Source organism: Bacillus sp. AL-1R (assembly GCF_052180195.1).
In the GTDB taxonomy this organism is placed as follows: Bacteria; Bacillota; Bacilli; order Bacillales; family Bacillaceae_G; genus Gottfriedia.
This window is the reverse complement of sequence record NZ_CP197469.1, coordinates 3,874,496-3,891,667: the sequence shown is the minus strand read 5'-3', so window position 1 is coordinate 3,891,667 and position 17,172 is coordinate 3,874,496. Positions and strand designations below refer to the sequence as shown.

At 33.8% G+C, this 17,172-nt stretch carries 14 protein-coding genes; 11 read left to right on the top strand and 3 right to left on the bottom strand.

Annotated features, from left to right (window positions below):
• Positions 1–92: 92 nt before the first annotated feature.
• The gene (locus ACSBO6_RS18685) at positions 93–743 is read left to right on the top strand and encodes an SMI1/KNR4 family protein (RefSeq protein WP_498843806.1); all 651 of its coding nucleotides are present in this window, start codon (positions 93–95) and stop codon (positions 741–743) included.
• Between the two features lie 95 nt (positions 744–838).
• Here the strand turns inward: ACSBO6_RS18685 and ACSBO6_RS18680 are convergent, their stop codons facing one another.
• Positions 839–1,519, bottom strand: coding sequence for an EcsC family protein (locus tag ACSBO6_RS18680; protein WP_498843805.1), 681 nt, complete (start codon positions 1,517–1,519; stop codon positions 839–841).
• 107 nt (positions 1,520–1,626) lie between these two features.
• Here ACSBO6_RS18680 and ACSBO6_RS18675 point away from each other — a divergent pair, with 107 nt between their 5' ends.
• The 10 genes from ACSBO6_RS18675 (at position 1,627) to ACSBO6_RS18630 (ending at position 15,668) form a co-directional block, all read left to right on the top strand.
• Positions 1,627–2,709 carry a DUF8606 domain-containing protein gene (locus ACSBO6_RS18675; protein ID WP_498843804.1) on the top strand — a complete coding sequence of 361 codons (1,083 nt, stop codon included), beginning with the start codon at positions 1,627–1,629 and terminating at the stop codon, positions 2,707–2,709.
• 484 nt (positions 2,710–3,193) lie between these two features.
• Positions 3,194–3,775: a hypothetical protein gene (locus ACSBO6_RS18670; protein ID WP_498843803.1), complete on the top strand. Its 582-nt coding sequence runs from the start codon at positions 3,194–3,196 to the stop codon at positions 3,773–3,775.
• Positions 3,775–4,302, top strand: coding sequence for a hypothetical protein (locus ACSBO6_RS18665; RefSeq protein ID WP_498843802.1), 528 nt, complete (start codon positions 3,775–3,777; stop codon positions 4,300–4,302). The genes ACSBO6_RS18670 and ACSBO6_RS18665 overlap by 1 nt, the downstream gene beginning before the upstream one ends.
• Positions 4,286–4,984, top strand: a complete 699-nt coding sequence (locus ACSBO6_RS18660) for a hypothetical protein (protein WP_498843801.1) — start codon at positions 4,286–4,288, stop codon at positions 4,982–4,984. The genes ACSBO6_RS18665 and ACSBO6_RS18660 overlap by 17 nt, the downstream gene beginning before the upstream one ends.
• A gap of 792 nt (positions 4,985–5,776) precedes the next feature.
• Positions 5,777–6,994: a TolB-like translocation protein gene (locus tag ACSBO6_RS18655; RefSeq protein ID WP_498843800.1), complete on the top strand. Its 1,218-nt coding sequence runs from the start codon at positions 5,777–5,779 to the stop codon at positions 6,992–6,994.
• A 682-nt stretch (positions 6,995–7,676) separates the two neighbouring features.
• Complete coding sequence (locus ACSBO6_RS18650; protein ID WP_098847870.1) at positions 7,677–8,918, top strand: helix-turn-helix domain-containing protein; 1,242 nt, start codon at positions 7,677–7,679, stop codon at positions 8,916–8,918.
• A 741-nt stretch (positions 8,919–9,659) separates the two neighbouring features.
• Positions 9,660–14,027 carry a S8 family serine peptidase gene (locus ACSBO6_RS18645; RefSeq protein WP_498843799.1) on the top strand — a complete coding sequence of 1,456 codons (4,368 nt, stop codon included), beginning with the start codon at positions 9,660–9,662 and terminating at the stop codon, positions 14,025–14,027.
• 2 nt (positions 14,028–14,029) lie between these two features.
• A complete protein-coding gene (locus ACSBO6_RS18640; RefSeq protein WP_498843798.1) occupies positions 14,030–14,206 on the top strand; it encodes a hypothetical protein in 177 nt (58 codons plus the stop codon).
• Positions 14,207–14,566: 360 nt separating this feature from the next.
• A complete protein-coding gene (locus ACSBO6_RS18635) occupies positions 14,567–14,764 on the top strand; it encodes an aspartyl-phosphate phosphatase Spo0E family protein (RefSeq protein WP_098847866.1) in 198 nt (65 codons plus the stop codon).
• Between the two features lie 517 nt (positions 14,765–15,281).
• Entirely contained in the window at positions 15,282–15,668 is a 387-nt protein-coding gene (locus ACSBO6_RS18630) for a hypothetical protein (protein WP_098847864.1), read from the top strand.
• A gap of 414 nt (positions 15,669–16,082) precedes the next feature.
• Here ACSBO6_RS18630 and ACSBO6_RS18625 read toward each other — a convergent pair whose 3' ends face one another.
• Both ACSBO6_RS18625 and ACSBO6_RS18620 read right to left on the bottom strand, forming a co-directional pair.
• Complete coding sequence (locus tag ACSBO6_RS18625; protein WP_498843797.1) at positions 16,083–16,322, bottom strand: hypothetical protein; 240 nt, start codon at positions 16,320–16,322, stop codon at positions 16,083–16,085.
• Between the two features lie 185 nt (positions 16,323–16,507).
• Positions 16,508–17,107 (bottom strand): TetR/AcrR family transcriptional regulator, encoded by a 600-nt coding sequence (locus tag ACSBO6_RS18620; RefSeq protein WP_098847860.1) that lies wholly within the window; start codon positions 17,105–17,107, stop codon positions 16,508–16,510.
• Between the last annotated feature and the right edge of the window lie 65 nt (positions 17,108–17,172).

Genomic DNA, 17,172 nt, shown 5'->3' with positions numbered 1-17,172 from the left:
TTCAATGGGAGCAGCTTTTTTCATAACCAGAGCAAGTACACTAGTTAAATATAAATGATATATTATATTTAAAATGATGGCGGGGTGATGAGATGGATTACGAATTAATAAGAAATAGAATTAAGTCTATTACTTCTAGGATTAAAGAGATTGGTGGAGAAGTTCAAGAAGTCATTATTGATGAACCAGCTTCGCTTGAACAAATAATCAAAACAGAGGAACAACTTGGGGTCAAGCTACCCGAAAGTTTCAATAAAGTTCTCAAAGAGTTTTCAAGGAACTTCAGCTTACGTTGGTTCTTACCTGATAATATGGAGCAACCAAATGAGTTCAGAGAGATTTTCTGTGGAACACCACACTGGAGTTTAGAACTTCTTCCCCAATTTGAAGAAGACCGTATGGGCTGGGTTGAAAATGTTTTTCCTAATCCAAAAGATGAATATGATGTGATCTGGCATAACAAATTAGCTTTTTGTGAAGTAGGTAATGGTGATTACTTAGCCTTTGATATGAATAGCAATGATGATGCCCCAATTGTCTATCTTAGTCACGATGATGGAGAAGGTCACGGATTTAAAATTGCAAATAACTTTGTGGAATTTATCGATAATTGGTCTAGATTAGCTTTTGTCGGGTGTGAGGATTGGCAATGGCTACCTTTCACAACAAGCCCTGAAAGTGGGATTGTTGCAGATGGAGAAGCTGCAAAACGCTTTAGAAACTGGCTAGAATTTGATATTTAAGTGATAAAAAGAGCATTGACAGTGTCCATTCAATGCTCTTTTTTTGAATATTTTACTGTAAAATTATCTGAAAATTTAAACCAGACCTTTTAATGCTATAATATATCAATAATTTCAGGTTCATTATTTCTCTTAGAGTTTTGCTTTTGAATAAACAACTTGTAAGCAACATTTCCTATAGTATTCGTAGCAACTGCATCTACGGTACCGCCAACAATTCCTCCTGCTAAAGGGACTATCTTACCTAAATTTATGATTCCTTTTTCTCCAAACTTTGTAAGTAAACGAAAGCCTACAGCTTGGTTGATTTTTTTTATTATTTCGAAAGGAATTTTTTTAATACCGGTTAATGCAATTTTTTTTCCTATCTGAACGCCTGCATTTTTAAGAATATCTTTAGCACCATTTCCAGCTAAACAGGCATAAACAAAAGATTTAACCTGGTCATCTTTTACATCATAACCACCCATATGTGCAATAGCTGCAACCATTCTCATTTGAACTAAAATAACGCTAGTAATATTGGCGGGTATAGCAACAGGTAATGTAATGAGTCCGCCCAGACCTGTTAAAAATCCACTAGTAGCACTTTTGGTGTTTTGCCATAGTATTAAACTTTTAACTTTTTCATCTAAGGTCCCACTCTTTTGTAAGTAACTATCAGCTAATTCTATAGCGGTGTCCATTCCAGGGACACCACCATTAATTGCTTTATCATAAGACCAATCTAATGTCTTCATTATTGCGTCGTGTGTTAAAGATTTTGTTTTAGACAATTATAGTCACCTTTCCCCTAGAAAATTATGGTAATATTATACTATAAAACTAAGTGCGAAAATTACTATTTTTTCTCTTAAATAATATTAAATTAAGGTGTGAGTATATGCCTATAGAAGTTGGGATATGGAAGGTAAATGGCGGTATAAAAAAAGTGGATTTCTCTGTAATTGAATCAGAAAAAAAGTTAGAAGATATATTGTCGGAAGATTTGTCTATTCTATCTTATGATCTTTTATTAATTGGTAGACAAGTTCAAACAGAATATGGAAAATATATAGATATGCTCGCAATAGATGGAGAGGGAAACCTTCATATTATTGAATTAAAGAAAAATAGAGCACCTAGAGAAGTAGTAGCTCAAGCATTAGACTATGCTTCCTGGGTGCAAAATCTCTCATATGATCAAGTATTAAGAATATATGAAGATAAAAATAACGCCCCCTTAGAAGAAGCATTTGCTGAAAAATTTGATGATAGTTTACCAGACAAGTTAAATGACTCACACCAAATTACAATTGTTTCGTCACAACTTGATAGTGAGACAGAGAGAATAATAAATTACTTATCAAATAATTATGATGTTCCAATCAATGCTGTTTTCTTCCGATATTTCGAAGAAGGGGAACAACATTTTTTAACTAGAAGTTGGCTTTTAGATCCTAATGTAATAGATGAGAAATCTAGTAATATTAAAGTAGAGAATAAAAAGGAAAAATGGAATAAACAAGACTTTGTAGTTAATTTTGAAGATAAGCCATCTAGAAAATGGGAAGATGCAGTAAAGTATGGATTTATTTCTGCAGGAGGAGGACGTTGGTATAGTAGAACATTAAACCAATTATTTGTCGGTGCTAGAATATTTTGTATGATACCAAAAAGTGGATATGTAGGTATTGGTACAGTAATAGATACTGTTAAACCTATAAAAGATGTTACATTTAAGGTTAATCAGAAAGAGGTTAAAATGTCAGATTTAAATCTCAAAGCAACCAATATGCTTCACGATGTAGAAGATCTTGAGAAGTGTGAATATGTAGTTAAGGTAAAATGGCTAGCCAATGTATCTAAGGAGGAAGCTTATTGGGTTAAGGGCTTAAAAGCAAATCAGAACAGTGCCTATAAATTGAGAAGTCAATATACTATTGATAAAGTTTTGGAGTTTTTTGAACTTAATACTGATGAATAAAAATAATAGATAGATAGGTGTCAATATAGAGAGAAAAGGACCTATAATACAAAACAAAGTCGAAATCCCCGTAAATATTTTCAAAGGGGAAGAATTAAACGCGGAATGTCCTAGTATTCAGGAGGCGGCGAGATTTTTCAAAAAAGAAACAAATTCTAATCGATTCAATTGGTCTGCTATTAATAAGGAGATTTGGTACGGTGAATCGTATTCTAAAGATGGAGCTACCTATTATTTTACACCCGATAAAGAAGCTGTTAAGAGAATGGTATTTTATATCTTCTATTAATTTATATGGGCCAAGTAAATATCTTGGTTACAGGGCACTGAGTACTAAAAAGTACGATAGAGGTGCTTCGTAAAGCGGGGTTGATACATTTGGAATAACAATAGGGTGATTTTAATAGAAATTGGTTTGAATTCTAGAAAATAATTACAATAAATTGTATAATTTAAAGAAGTAGAAAGAATGAGGGTGTATTGAATGTATATAAAAAATTTTAAATTATCAATTAAACCTCCTGAGAAAATTTCAGCTAGAGACAATTTTAGTGAAGAGCTTAAGAGTATACCGTTACCATTTGTTAATATTCAAAAGTTGGATGATGATTTATTCTTCTTATCATACGAGGATGAAGATAGTTTATCAATATGGATTGAAGAAAATGAAATAGAGCTAACTTTTAATGAAGAAAAACTAATTATTGATATTGAGAAAGTTATAGAGCACTTATTAGGGCAAGATTATATACGAAGTACATTTATAGGATTTTTGGAAACCGAACTTTACTCAGAATATAAAGGAGAACATCAAAATTATAATAATTTACTTAAGTATGTTCCAGAGGGAGTCAAAGTTGAGTTTCTAGGATTTAAATATAATACCCCTTCATATAATTACAGATTAACAACGTACCTTGCACAAGAGAAAATACAACATAAGACATTAACGCGGTTCCATTCAAAAGGTAAAACATCTACTGATATTTTTATTTCTGTAATTAATGATCATAAAGAGAATTTGTTCGAAGTACTTAACTCTTTAACGGATGGTGTGAAGAAATAATGGTTGCAGAGAATATAGAATATATGGACGACTATAAAGCATATGCTTTACCAATAACTTTTATAAGGCAAAAAGAAAAGGAGCGTATAACTGATGTAAAAAGAAAATTGAGAGCGAAGTCTCATTTATACATTGGAAAAGAAGACTCTACTTTCTTAGACGATTATTTGATTTCAGGTTATTTTAATCAAAAAATTGGAAAACCTAGACTCAAGAACTCTGTTTTAAAGGGAGGAGTTGGGGTAGTGGAAAAAAATGATGAAGAAATATTAGAAGAGATGTTAGCAGCTGACGCTGGCTCTAGTCGACTTGTTTATGAAACAAATGAAGAAATGATTGAATTTATTCATCTGTGTGAGAAAGTTTATTTAAAAAATACTGCAAAACACTTAGAAGATTATAAGGAAAATGAATTTGAAGGAAATGTGGATGAGGATAGATGGTATAGGTTTGCAACATATTTATTAAAAGAAGGGTACACTATTAGTCAAATAACATCAGGAGAAGGAAATGGCAATTCACTTTAAAGGGAAGATTTTAAAAGAGTTTGAATATCCTTATGCAACTATGTTATATCCAATATCCGATCAAAGTTATCCTTCTATTGAAACATATGTTCAAGAATTTGAAAAGAAAGTCCTGAAAGCATTTGATAGTTACAGTGTAGATTATATTACATTTCCTAACCCTGATAGAAACCCAATCTTCTCTATAGAAAGAGATAACGTGTTTAATATTATTCCAAATTCCCCAACAGATGATAAAGGGAAGAAATTCCTATTAGTGAAAATTTCTTCTCAATATCCTGTGTCTCGTACTTTAAAACCATCAGGATTTATGTTTAATGATTATTCCTTTTTACAGATTGAGCAAACTCTTGCTTGGAGCGGAGACGACAAAAAACTTTATCTTCTTAAGTACAGTTACCACTATGGAAGAACGTATTTAAATGAAATCGATATGGTACAGGAGGAAAGATATCACTTCCGATATGAAAAAGAGAGTGATTATGAGTATAAAGATGGAAGCGTTAACTATTTAAATTTTAAACCTATGTACCATTTTCACGGGAATTCAAAAGATCCTCATTTTAAAGAGCCTAGTCAACCAAAGAATATTGAGGAGGTAATTGAAACACTTAGCATTAATATTAGTAGACTTCAAAAAAGATATGGTGCCTGTAGTTTTTTACATTTCCCTGCTGTTTAAAATAGCACTTGCTTGTTAAGTTAGACTTTTGAAAAATAAGTATTAGACGTTTTAATCAATTTTCATTTAAACTCTATTTATTTTCTCATAACAACTTTTTAATTCTTCTAAGATTAGAGATTAGTTTTTCTCGTAGTTGCTAAATTAAAAGATATTTTTACGGCTTTTTATCCACTTTTAGTTGCAAAGTCAAAATCCTTTACCGACACAAAGAGATAAAGTTATTATTATATTGTTCGTAACTATTGTTCAATTTGGATTTTAAGTAGTGGTTAAAATAACAAGGCGATGCTTTAAATAAGCATCGCTTTTCTGGCATTATTTACAAAAAAGACGTGAGGTGTTGAACTTAAAATAATTATGATTTAAATTTAAAATTGAAAGTTCTCTCTTTAATCTGTCCAACCGAAAGAAGTGTTTATAAGAACTAACTACTAAGTGTAGTAAGTAATCAGATATATAAGAAAGATTTGACAGGAAAGAACAAGTCCAAAAGTTTGTTGATAAACCCACCAACATCCATTGTGTTGTCAATTACAGTCCACACATGTTGAGTGTGTTTCGCAACTCATTTTAAAAGGAGGCAACTAACCCTTGTGGTTGTTGCCTTTTTTCGTTCTTCTAGACGATTTACGAAATATGAAAGCTTAGATAAACAGGGGCTTTACTTAAATAAGAGTAAAGCCTTTTCTTTATCAAAGCAGAAGAATGTATTAAATAAAAGATGTAAATAATTGCTTAAAGAGAATCGCGATAATATATATGGTCATTCTAAAAGAAGGAGGGATGATCTTGTTATTTCGAATATTATTACTTCTGATAGTATTCAGTTATAAATTTTCTTCTATTGTCAGTGCAGAAGCACCACTTACTGCTGCATTTATCCGTGACCATCAACTATGGATAAAAAAAGGAAATCAAGAAATACAACTTACACAGAATCGAAATGTGTATAATCAGAAATGGTCATATGACGGTCGGTTTATTGGTTATATCGATGGTGATGAGAAGGGAGAAAAAACGGATTTATATATTTATGATACAAAAGAAAAAGAAAGCTACCAACCTTATATAAAGGTCGTAACCTCTGACTTCAAATGGTCACCGATCAATAATCAACTAGCATACAATGATCAAGGTATATTAAACGTTACTCATATAAAGAACGGTCGCCCACAGGGTTTTGAAAATGTCTCACTTGGGGTTAGTGGTTTTGAATGGTTTCCGAACGGGAAAGAATTTATCGTTTCCTCACAATCCAGCTTACGTCCTACTGGATGGGGCCCAATCCCGATTTATAGAATTCCAGTAGATGCAAATCTTGCTAAAGATAAAATAAAGCCTTTTTATACTATTCGAACTAAAGAGCCTGATTTGTTTGGGATTGATGCTAATTATTTTAAGTGGAGTTCTGATGGGAAGTGGGTTAGCTTTTTAATTATTCCTACAGCTTCCTGGTCAGCGGATAGCAATACGTTATGTGTCTTATCATCACAAGGAAAACACTTTCAATCAGTGGGGAAAATGTTAGAGTTTAAAGACTGGTTTAAGTGGGCTCCTCTAGCCAATCAATTGGCCTATATTTCAGGAGAAGGAAGATTTTTCGTTGAAAACAAGAAGATGACGATTGCCGAAATCCCAACATCTAAACAACAAAAGGAATATACACCAGATGGATATGTAGACCTTGATCTGGAATGGTTTTCTAAAGATTTAGTAATTGTGGCTCGTTCGAAAGAGAACAAGGAGTGGAAAGAAGGACCTGTACCAACTATGTTCACATCACTTTATGCTATAAACATAAGAACAGGAGAGCAACAACAAATCTCGTTTCCAAGAACGAATGAACTTGACGAAAATCCTCAAAAAGTTAAATCTTATCTTTCTTTTTTTCGAAGGAAGGCAGAGGAGTTTAAGGGAGATGTATGGATGAAAGATGGTATAACTGGGAAAGAACATTTATGGATTAAGAACGTTGATTCAGCTCCAGTCTTTTATGATCCAAAATAAGGTCAAGAATTTGTTAATAGAAATTTTAAGCTACATTCATGATTCTTCAAGATGAAGGTAGCTTTTTTTCATTATTCTATTAGATCAAAATATTAATCCTCTTTGTAGCCACCATTAACCCATAATATATACTCCATTATGTCACTCACATTTGAAGAGTTTAACGATATTTATGACAGATTCTATTAATATAGTACAACTATGCATTAGATAGTTTAATTACAGATCCTTCACAAACTTGAGACTCTTTTACAATTGTACACTGAGTTGGAGATAACAGATGGCAAAAAAATGAAACCTGAATTAGTAGCTAGAGCCAATGAACTAGCAGAGGAAATAAGTAAACGGGCAGGTATACCCTAAAGGTTATTTCAAGACTAAAAGGGAAGCCTGAAGTAAGAAAATCCTGAAATATCACGCGCATCGTAAATAATTGAATCGGGAATAACAGATAGAATCGCATGTTCTACTGCACCTATAGCACCATCAAAACTACTTTTTAATAATACATCGACAATCTTGAGTCTGAATCTGTCAATTGGAAGAAAATGGTTAGGTACAGCCGTTTCTCTTTGTGCTATTTTTAATCATAGAGACTCAATTGTATTATTTCGAGTGGGGTTTTCTTTCGTAAAAAAAGTACCATAAATTCATATTGTTGGGATAAAGTGAGGTGATCATCATGCTTGAGGGCCAAATAATCAAATTCTATCGTGAACGTCAGAGCATGATGCAGAAGGATTTAGGAATTGGCATCTGTTCGAGTACACATATTAGCAAAATTGAACGAGGACTAACAGAAGTTTCTAAAGAAACGATAAACTTGCTGTCAAAGCGCCTTCATATTGATATGGAAACAGAAATTAAAACTTACAATGGCCTAGATTCCCTTTTAAAAAAATGGCATGAATCGATTATTTTAAAATTGAAAAGAAAGGCTAAGAGAATTAAGAAAGAATTAGAGGCTATTGATCTTCTACAAATGCCAGTTATTTATCGTTCATATATGCTCGTACTAACAAGATATTATTTATTGATAGGGCAGGGGCATCAAGCTGAAACTCTAATTGTTGAAATGGACAAATGGTCTAATCTTTCACCATATGAAAAAAACATGCTTTTTCACATTAAAGGGATCAATGCATTGATAAATAAGGAATATTATAAGGCAATTTCATTTTTTCAAGGAATTGATATAACCTATTACAACAACCAAGAGTACTATTATCATTTGGCTTTTGCCTATCATTCTCTGAATTCACGAGTATTGGCTTATTATTTTGCCGAAAAGTCCCTGCGCTTTTTCACAGAAGTGCGCAGTCTTACTCGAATGATTGAAGCAGAATTGCTTATGCTGGTCCAAGTAGAGCGGGACGAGTTTTACGATCCAAAAGATACGGAATATCAAAGATTAATCGAGATGACCGAAAACATTGGATTAGAACATCAAAGAGCAGTTCTGACACACAATCTTGCATATCAGAAAGTTCGCCAAGGAAATTATGATAAAGCTTGTGAATACTATAAACAATCTATGGACATGAAAGACCCTCATACAGCTCTTCATATAGCCTCTTTGGAAGGCTATATAAATGCATTAACGAAACAAGGATCGAAATCAACCGAAGAATTGCTCCAATTGGTCGAAAACGGTATTGCTCTTTCTGAAGAAATAGCCGATCCAATCTATATGCATTTCTTCTATTTACATAAATATAATATTCAAAACGAAGAAGAGCTTTACTATCATTACCTTGAAAAAGAAGCATTTCCTTATTATCAGAAAATGGCACATGTTCGCTTAATTGAACATTATGCGATAAAGTTGTTCGACTATCATATGGAAAAAGGCAATGTCGATGAAGCAAATCAATACGCAGCGTATCTCGTGGAAAAATACCGTAGAAACGATAAATTTGCTTGATTTTTAAACTAATACCTTTAAGAATGTCATGTCACTACGTACATTATAAAGAAAGGATGTTTTCGAAAAGTTTGTAGCTGAAATCGGCGGACAAACTTTATAGTCAAAAACAACTATTAATGAAAAAAGAGCCTATAGAAAAGCGGAAGCGTTCTCTTCATGAAACGGCACCGAAGGATTTAAAAATATGTGGTAACAACACCTATACACTCGTTTATGAAGAGAAGATGTTTTTCACGCGGAAAAAGGCATCTTCTCTTCTTTTTTATACTTTCCAATGCTCCGTATTTACACTTCTTATACCCTTGATCACACACAATACCTTATTTGTCAACAATTTGATTCATAACCCCAAGTCAATCTATTGAATTTATAACCCTAAGTCAAAATCTATATTAATCGTAATATTAATATAGATTTTTGCAATGTCGTAATTTGTCGCAATATTAAAAATTTGTAAAAAAGTAGGTCGTACGCCCCTTAAAACCCCATTTGTCACCCTAGTCTAGCAATTATATAATTCTTTTAAAATTCAATGTTACCTATTCATTTCATATTCAGCTAGAAACTACATAACTCTAACACAGAATCGGTAATTGGTTTAGGAGGTGTCCCGTTCATCTTGTTAGCAATCTCTTAATTTATATCCACTATTTTATAAGTTAATGGGTTCAAGCGGTTAAGGGAAAGGAGGGTAAAGGATTAGTTCGGTAAATTCAATCTAAATATGGAGGTATAAACATGATAAAAATCTACAAAAAATTGCTGGCATTATCAGCAATTATTCTACTTATCATAAGCTCATTTATTGCACCATTTGGAAATTATGGTAAGGCTTATGCAAGTAAAAATAATACGAATAGCAATAACCTACAATCTAAAGATGTTATAGAGAATAAAATAAGTCCAGAACTTGAAAAAGAATTTGACAACAACTCTCAAACTAGTTTTCTTGTTAAATTTAAGGAACAGGTAGATACAGTAAAGGTTGCAAATGAAGCTAAGGCTAAGAATAAACAACTATCAAATGTGAAAAAAGAGTTAGTAGTTCGTTCATCAATCGTTTCTGAATTAAGAATTAAAGCAGATTCATCACAGAGTAATTTGAAGAAGTATTTAGCAAAAGAAAAAAATAACGGAAATGTAAAGGATATTGAATCATTTTACATCGTAAATGGTATGGCAGTTACAGCATCAGAGGAAGTTATGAGAAACATAGCAGCTATGCCTGAGGTTGAAAGTATAAAACCTAATGGAATTACAAAGTTAATCGAGCCTGAAAAAACTACTGGAGCTGCTGTTCAAGCGGTTGATAATGTAGAATGGGGTCTTAAACAAATTGGGGCGCCTGACGTTTGGACCTTGGGAATAGATGGAACAGGGATAGTCGTTGGTAGCATAGATACAGGAGTTCAGTGGGATCACCCTGCATTAAAGACAAAATATAGAGGATATGACCCAAATAATCCAGATAAACCAAATCATGAATTCAATTGGTTTGATGCAACTGAAACTCATGGTTCAGTCCCTTACGATGATCTCGGTCATGGAACTCATACAGTGGGTACTATGGTTGGTTCAGAACCAAATGGAACTAATCAGATAGGTGTTGCGCCAGGAGCAAAGTGGATAGCTGCTAAGGCATTTACAGAAGATGGTGGAACAGATGAAGATTTAATAGAAGCAGGTGAATGGATGCTTGCTCCTAAAGATAGAAATGGAGTACCACATCCAGAAATGGCTCCTGATGTTATTAATAACTCATGGGGAGGCAGCCCTGGAATTGATGATTGGTATAGAACAATTATAAAAAACTGGAGAGCAGCAAATATATTCCCAGAATTTTCAGCAGGAAATACAACCCCTTACAATCCTGGTGGACCAGGATCAGTTGCTAATCCTGCAAATTATCCAGAATCCTTTGCAACAGGAGCAACTGACGTAAACAACAAGTTAGCTGGCTTCTCATTAAGAGGGCCATCACCATATGGTGGAATAATTAAGCCGGAAATTTCAGCACCTGGAGTTAATATAAGATCTTCAGTACCAGGAGGTAAATATGAGGGTGGATGGAATGGAACCTCGATGGCAGGCCCACATACATCAGGACTTGTTGCATTACTTCGACAAGCCAATTCATCTTTAACTATAGACGAAATAGAAAAAATAATAGAGCAAACAGCAACTCCTTGTACGGACTCTGCATATCCTACAGCCCCTAACAATGGATATGGATATGGTGTTATAAATGCATTTAAGGCTGTAACATCAGTTCTAAATGGAATATCTGAGATTAAAGGCCGAGTATCAACAGATGCCAAGGATACAGTTCCACCAACATTTAAACATATACCTGTTAAAGAGACATACGAAGGATTGCAACAAGATTTAAAATTAGATGTACAGGATAATGTAAGCGTCGAGAAAGTCGAGCTTCAATATAGAAATAATCCATCGGATGAGTGGACAACAGTTGCAGCTGAAAGGAAGAGTGGGGACTACAAGTCAGGAAGCTATGAAGCTATAATTCCAGCTGATAGAGTAGTAGCAGGATCAAATCTATCTTACAGATTAAGAATAGTTGACTTTGGAGGGAATGAGGTTACAAGTGATATCTATACAATACTTGTTAAACCTGCAATTACAATAGGATACTTTAATAATTTTGAAACAGAAATGACAGGATGGGAAAGCGATCCTAGCATGATGAATCAATTGCAGTGGGGAAAACCTACAACAGGACCTAAGGCAGCAGCCTCAGGAGAAAAGGTTTTAGGTACTAATCTTGAAGGAACGTATTCAGAAAATGAACAAATGCTTTTGAAAAGTCCTCCTATTGTCCTGCCAAAGGGGAGTACTTATTTACAGTTTAAAAATTGGTATGAAATTGAAGAAAACAATGACTATGCATTTGTTGCGGTTAAAACTGACGATGATGAGAATTGGTATATAGTTGCAGCATATACAGGCACTAATACAGAAGGATATTCAAATGAGGAAATAGATTTAAGCCAATATGCAGGAAAGAAAATAAATATCGCATTTGCCTTTATCTCTAATGACACCAATAATAAGCAGGGATGGTTTATAGATGATGTTAGATTAACAAGCCAATCTGTAGAATCAAGTAGTACATCAGCTTTAAGCAACATACCTAAAGAATATGTTAGATTAACAAACCAATCTCTAGCATTAGCTTTAAGCAACAGCCCAAAAGAAAACATAATAAATTCTACGGAGACAAATGTTGACATAACTAAAATTCCGTTACCAGCTACAGTATCTATTGTTGAAAATGGTCGTTCTACAAAAACAAATCCGCAAGACGGCTCATATAGTTTTAAGGTTAAAACAGGAGAGTACACATTAAGAGCTGAAAACTATGGATACTATCCACAGGATCAAAAGGTTCAAGTAACAGAAAACCAAGTTCTTGAAAATACAAACTTTACAATGGTTCCAATACCTAAGGGAACATTAAAAGGTAAAATCATTAATGCCCAAACAGGAAAACCTGTGAAAGGCGCTAAAGTTTACGTAATTGAGGATGCAGCAGTAGCACCAGTTACAACTGATGCAGAGGGGAATTATTCAATAACTGCATACGAAGGTAAATATACAGTACAGGTTACAGCAGAGAACTATTTTGATGAGAAATTTACTGTAGATGTTACGGGTAATGAAAATGTCTCACACGATATTCAGCTAAAACCATTTATAAATTTTTTAGGTGAGATCGGCTATGATGATGGAACACCAGAATATTCAGTGGCTCAATGGGAAGCAGGAGGCGGCTATGCGGTAAGAATGTCACTTCCAGAGGGACAGACCAGAGCAATAGTAACTTCAGGGTCATTTATGTTTGATACAGGCTTTGGAAATACATTTAAGGTGGCAGTTTATGATGCAAGTGGAAAGGATGGCGCACCTGGAAACATAATAGCAGGGCCATTCAATGGAACTGCTAATAAAGAAGCAGGGAAATGGACAGTTGTTGATTTATCAGCACAACAAATAGTTGTAACTGGCGATTTTTATATGGTTTTCATACAGGATAAGTTTGCTCCTCAAAGTCCAGCAATTATGTTGGATAAAAATAATCCAGTAGTGGCACAAAGATCATGGTGGTTTGTAAAAGGAGGTCCATTTACTTTAGCAAACAAAGATTTTGGTAACATGATGATCAGAGCAACAATTAAGGAGGAAGCACTAGCTCCAGTTATAACATCACCAGTGGACAACCCATATTTAAATAATGAAAATGTAACAATAAAAGGGACGGCAGCTCCAGGAATGGACGTTCATATATTTAGCAACGACAAAGATATAGCAAATGGAAAGGCAAATGATGATGGAAGCTTCTCTATCAATGCTGTACTTCAAGAGGGAGTTAATATTCTAAAGGCAAAAACGATTACAGAAATCGGCTCTACTCCTTATTCGAAGGAAATAAAGGTTATAGTAGACAAGGCATCACCAGTTTTAGAAGTTAAAAGCCCACAAACTAACGCAAATATTAATGATCAGGTTATAACTGTAACAGGAACAGCCAAAGATGATTATTTAGATTATGTTGATGTAAATGGAACAAGGGCAGATATAGATTCATATGGAAATTGGACAGTAAAGCTTATGTCTAAGGAAGGGCAAAATGGAATAAATGTTGTTGCTAGAGACAAGGCAGGAAATGAAACTGCTAAGGGCATAACAGTTAATGTAAAATACTCAATACGTGAAATAAAAAATATAATGCCATCGAGTGATGTAATATTAAAGGCAGATCAAACATTAAAGGTTGAGTTCGACAGTGAGCCTGGATTAAAAAAGGCAGTATTTACAATTAACGCTCCGATTAATGGCATAACAAGTGAAGTAAGTGCAGTATCTATGCCAATAGCAAGTTTAAGCACCTTTGAAGTAGTTATGACCGAAGTAAAGGATGCAAAAGGAAATGGCACTGGACACTATAAGGGAGACTGGACAGCAACTAAGAAGCTTACATTAAACGGTGCTCAAATAGTGGTAAAAGTAGAAGATATGTATGGAAATTCATTAAGTTCCACTGCAGCAGGAAAGTTATATGTAAATTGCAAACCAATTAAGAAATAATTATGAAAAAGTGTCAGGGATCTGCTCTTGTAGCAGCTGAGTACCCTGCAACTGTTGGCAAAAAAGAAATTGGTGTAAAGCTTGATGAGTCAGCAACCAGTGAATATCAAGGTGCAACATGCTCTGCAAAACGATCTTTTAAAGCTGACCAAAAAGACGATGGTGCTTTATTAGAGTAAAGTAATGATCATAAAAAGATACACAGTTGATACGTTATGGCATCTAATGTGCAAACGATAGATTGATCGAGATGATTCTATGATAACCAAGAACCGGTGACGCTTCATTATGACGTTGCTGGTTTTTTTACACTTTTATATCGCTATTCTTTAGGAATAAGCAAAGAAACAGGGCCAGAGATGGGATTTTTAATTTGGGAGTTGACCAGGCATTTGTCAAAAGCGTTGACAAAATCAAGGATATTCACTTTCTTGCTCATTAAACTGTAACATGTGCAAAAGTATCAAATCGGCAACTAATTGGAAGTCACATAAAGATAGAATTCTTACTGGAGAGTTATTTAATGGAGGGGTTTAGGGATGGCTACTTTATTACAACAACAAGCAACACTAGAGATAGAGGCAAAGAGAAATGAATTATATGATTTTTATAAGCAGTATGGATTTATTCATTCTAAAACCATTCAATGTAGTAAAGAGTTAGACCATTTAATAAATCAGTTATTCAAAAGCTATACTACTTTTAAGGAAGAGCGTTTTGAATACCCCATAATTTAGATATTGATAAACGGATCTTGTAACACTTGGTACCAAGTGGTGTTCATACTAAAGGTCAAATGTCCTTATTATTTAGCGATTAGATGTAAACTCAACATCATCTCATGTATTGTCAATTACAAACTGCACATGTGGAGTTTGTTTCGCTACTCATTTTAAAGTAAGGCAGCTAGCCCATTTGGGCACTGCCTTTTTAATTTTCTTGTAAAAGATTTATGAAATTATAATGTATACGAATCTCACCCGGTTTGTTACAAGTAATCTTCTCTATATGTGAATGTAACCTTGATATGTAAGATCTTTAAGCTTAAGGAATTCCTTAAGCTTATTCTGCATTTCAATTGAGTGCCGATAGACTAATCATAGTAAGTAAAACCCCTTTTAAAATCAAGGCTCCGTTAAAGTAAACTGTTGATTCCCTTATTCAATAATATAGCAGGATAGTTTAATAAGGATTTCTACAAAATTACCAATATATGGATTGTAATAATGAATATTAAGAAAAGGGGTGGAATTTTTGAAAAAGCCAATAGGTGTTTCAGTGATTAGTTATTTTTATATTTTTGGTGCTATAGTTTTACTTTTTACTTCCGTTTTTTATAATGCAAATGCTAATCCGATTGGCATAGTCGAAAGATTTGGACTTTCAAACGTATCTGAACAATTACTTAGAGTGATAATAGCTTTTCTAACATTGGTGATGATTTTTGGATATATTCGGCTAAAGAAATGGGGATTTTGGTTAATGATTTCGTATTCTATACTTTTCGGGAGTATAAGTTTGTACTTATCCTTAACACATAGCCAACAACCTTTTATTGGAAATATGATATTTTCCTTCATTATTTTGTTGTATACAATCTATGTAAAAAAATCATTTTTTCATACAAAAAATGTACATTAAATTAATTATTAATCTACCATGGTAGTACGATAAAAACTTCCATTTAGAAGACAAGTAATAAGTAAACGCCATGTAAAAATCTAAGTAAAATGCTGATGTTGTATTGAATTGTTTAATAAATCCTTTGCCTCAACACGAGGTTTTAAGGGGTTAATAGGTCAATCAGAATAGGCAACTGACAAAAAGCAAACAGGGGGAGAAGGAAGAAGGGCCGATCGTAGTCACCTTAATCTTTCTCCCTATTTTGTTTTATTGTTTGATAAAGTACGATAGTGAATTTATACGGATCTAGAAAGTAACTCTAGATTTATTAGTGATAAAGATACGGATTGATTTGAACAGGCAATTGTATTATGAAGGTAGAAATAGCTTACAATATTGGAGTATTTGAAGTTTACAAATGACAGGATTAATTTATTTTTTGAAAGATAGAAAAAAAATTAAAAACAAACCAAAAAAGAAATCCACACGATTAGTCATCTTTTTATTTTTGTAGCTTAAAACACAAGATTCTAATATAAGTGAACCACCTAAAATGCACATTAAAATTATTTTTAAATTAATATTTTGAGGTTCAATCATAAAAAGACTACCGATCATCACAGCGATAAAAAAAGGTTTTATTTTTTTGGTCAAAACATTTAAATAGGTCATCACAAACACCTTCTATATCTGTTAGATTAATTGTTATATTATACCATAAAAAGTTGACTGGATAGGCACAAAGACCATGAATAGAGAAACACAAAAAGGACTACTGGCAAATCGCCAATAGCCCAATCCTACTTAATTTGAACCGCCGTATACATTAACCTTACGTACGGTGGTGTTTCTTTTAATTATGGAGCAACAATCCCCTTCATTACCTGATCGACTAATGTATCAATAAATTTCGAGTCTACTTTTTTCTTATAAATAAGGATCTGAAAGTATACAGGGCCGTATAACATATCTGACACAACATCTAAATTAATTCCCGCTTGAATTTCACCCCTTGCAACGGCACGTTCAAGGATTAATATAGCATCCTCGCGGCGGGGTTTGAGATAATTAGTGTAAAAGATCTTTGCTATTTCCGAATCCTCTCCGCCTTCTGCAACAAGGGCTACTACCGTTCTCCCAAGGATACCGTTAAACACATCTGCAAGTGCCTGAAGCTGTTGACGGAAATTTTCATGAATCGAAGTGTTTTCTTGAAAATACAAACGGGATTCCGTCGACATAAGAAAGGCATCAAGCACGAGAATAGATTTGTTTGGCCACCAACGATAGATGGTTGCTTTTCCGACACCTGCACGAGCTGCAATGGCTTCTATAGTTAAAGATGAATACCCAGTTTCCTCTAGTAAATCAATGGTTGCGTTAAGAATAGCAGTTTTGGAAGCCTCACTTCGCGGTCTTCCAACGGATCGTTGTTTAGATTGATTTTTTTCTGACATTTGGATTCCTCACTTAAATCGGTGTAGGTGATATTCACATAACATGATTTTAATCAATTTACCAA

Coding starts and splice junctions, on each gene's coding strand:
- ACSBO6_RS18660 (WP_498843801.1), top strand. CDS start 4,286: ATGGCAATTCACTTTAAAGGGAAGATTTTAAAAGAGTTTGAATATCCT.
- ACSBO6_RS18645 (WP_498843799.1), top strand. CDS start 9,660: ATGATAAAAATCTACAAAAAATTGCTGGCATTATCAGCAATTATTCTA.
- ACSBO6_RS18685 (WP_498843806.1), top strand. CDS start 93: ATGGATTACGAATTAATAAGAAATAGAATTAAGTCTATTACTTCTAGG.
- ACSBO6_RS18635 (WP_098847866.1), top strand. CDS start 14,567: ATGGCTACTTTATTACAACAACAAGCAACACTAGAGATAGAGGCAAAG.
- ACSBO6_RS18670 (WP_498843803.1), top strand. CDS start 3,194: ATGTATATAAAAAATTTTAAATTATCAATTAAACCTCCTGAGAAAATT.
- ACSBO6_RS18625 (WP_498843797.1), bottom strand. CDS start 16,322: ATGACCTATTTAAATGTTTTGACCAAAAAAATAAAACCTTTTTTTATC.
- ACSBO6_RS18640 (WP_498843798.1), top strand. CDS start 14,030: ATGAAAAAGTGTCAGGGATCTGCTCTTGTAGCAGCTGAGTACCCTGCA.
- ACSBO6_RS18650 (WP_098847870.1), top strand. CDS start 7,677: ATGCTTGAGGGCCAAATAATCAAATTCTATCGTGAACGTCAGAGCATG.
- ACSBO6_RS18665 (WP_498843802.1), top strand. CDS start 3,775: ATGGTTGCAGAGAATATAGAATATATGGACGACTATAAAGCATATGCT.
- ACSBO6_RS18620 (WP_098847860.1), bottom strand. CDS start 17,107: ATGTCAGAAAAAAATCAATCTAAACAACGATCCGTTGGAAGACCGCGA.
- ACSBO6_RS18675 (WP_498843804.1), top strand. CDS start 1,627: ATGCCTATAGAAGTTGGGATATGGAAGGTAAATGGCGGTATAAAAAAA.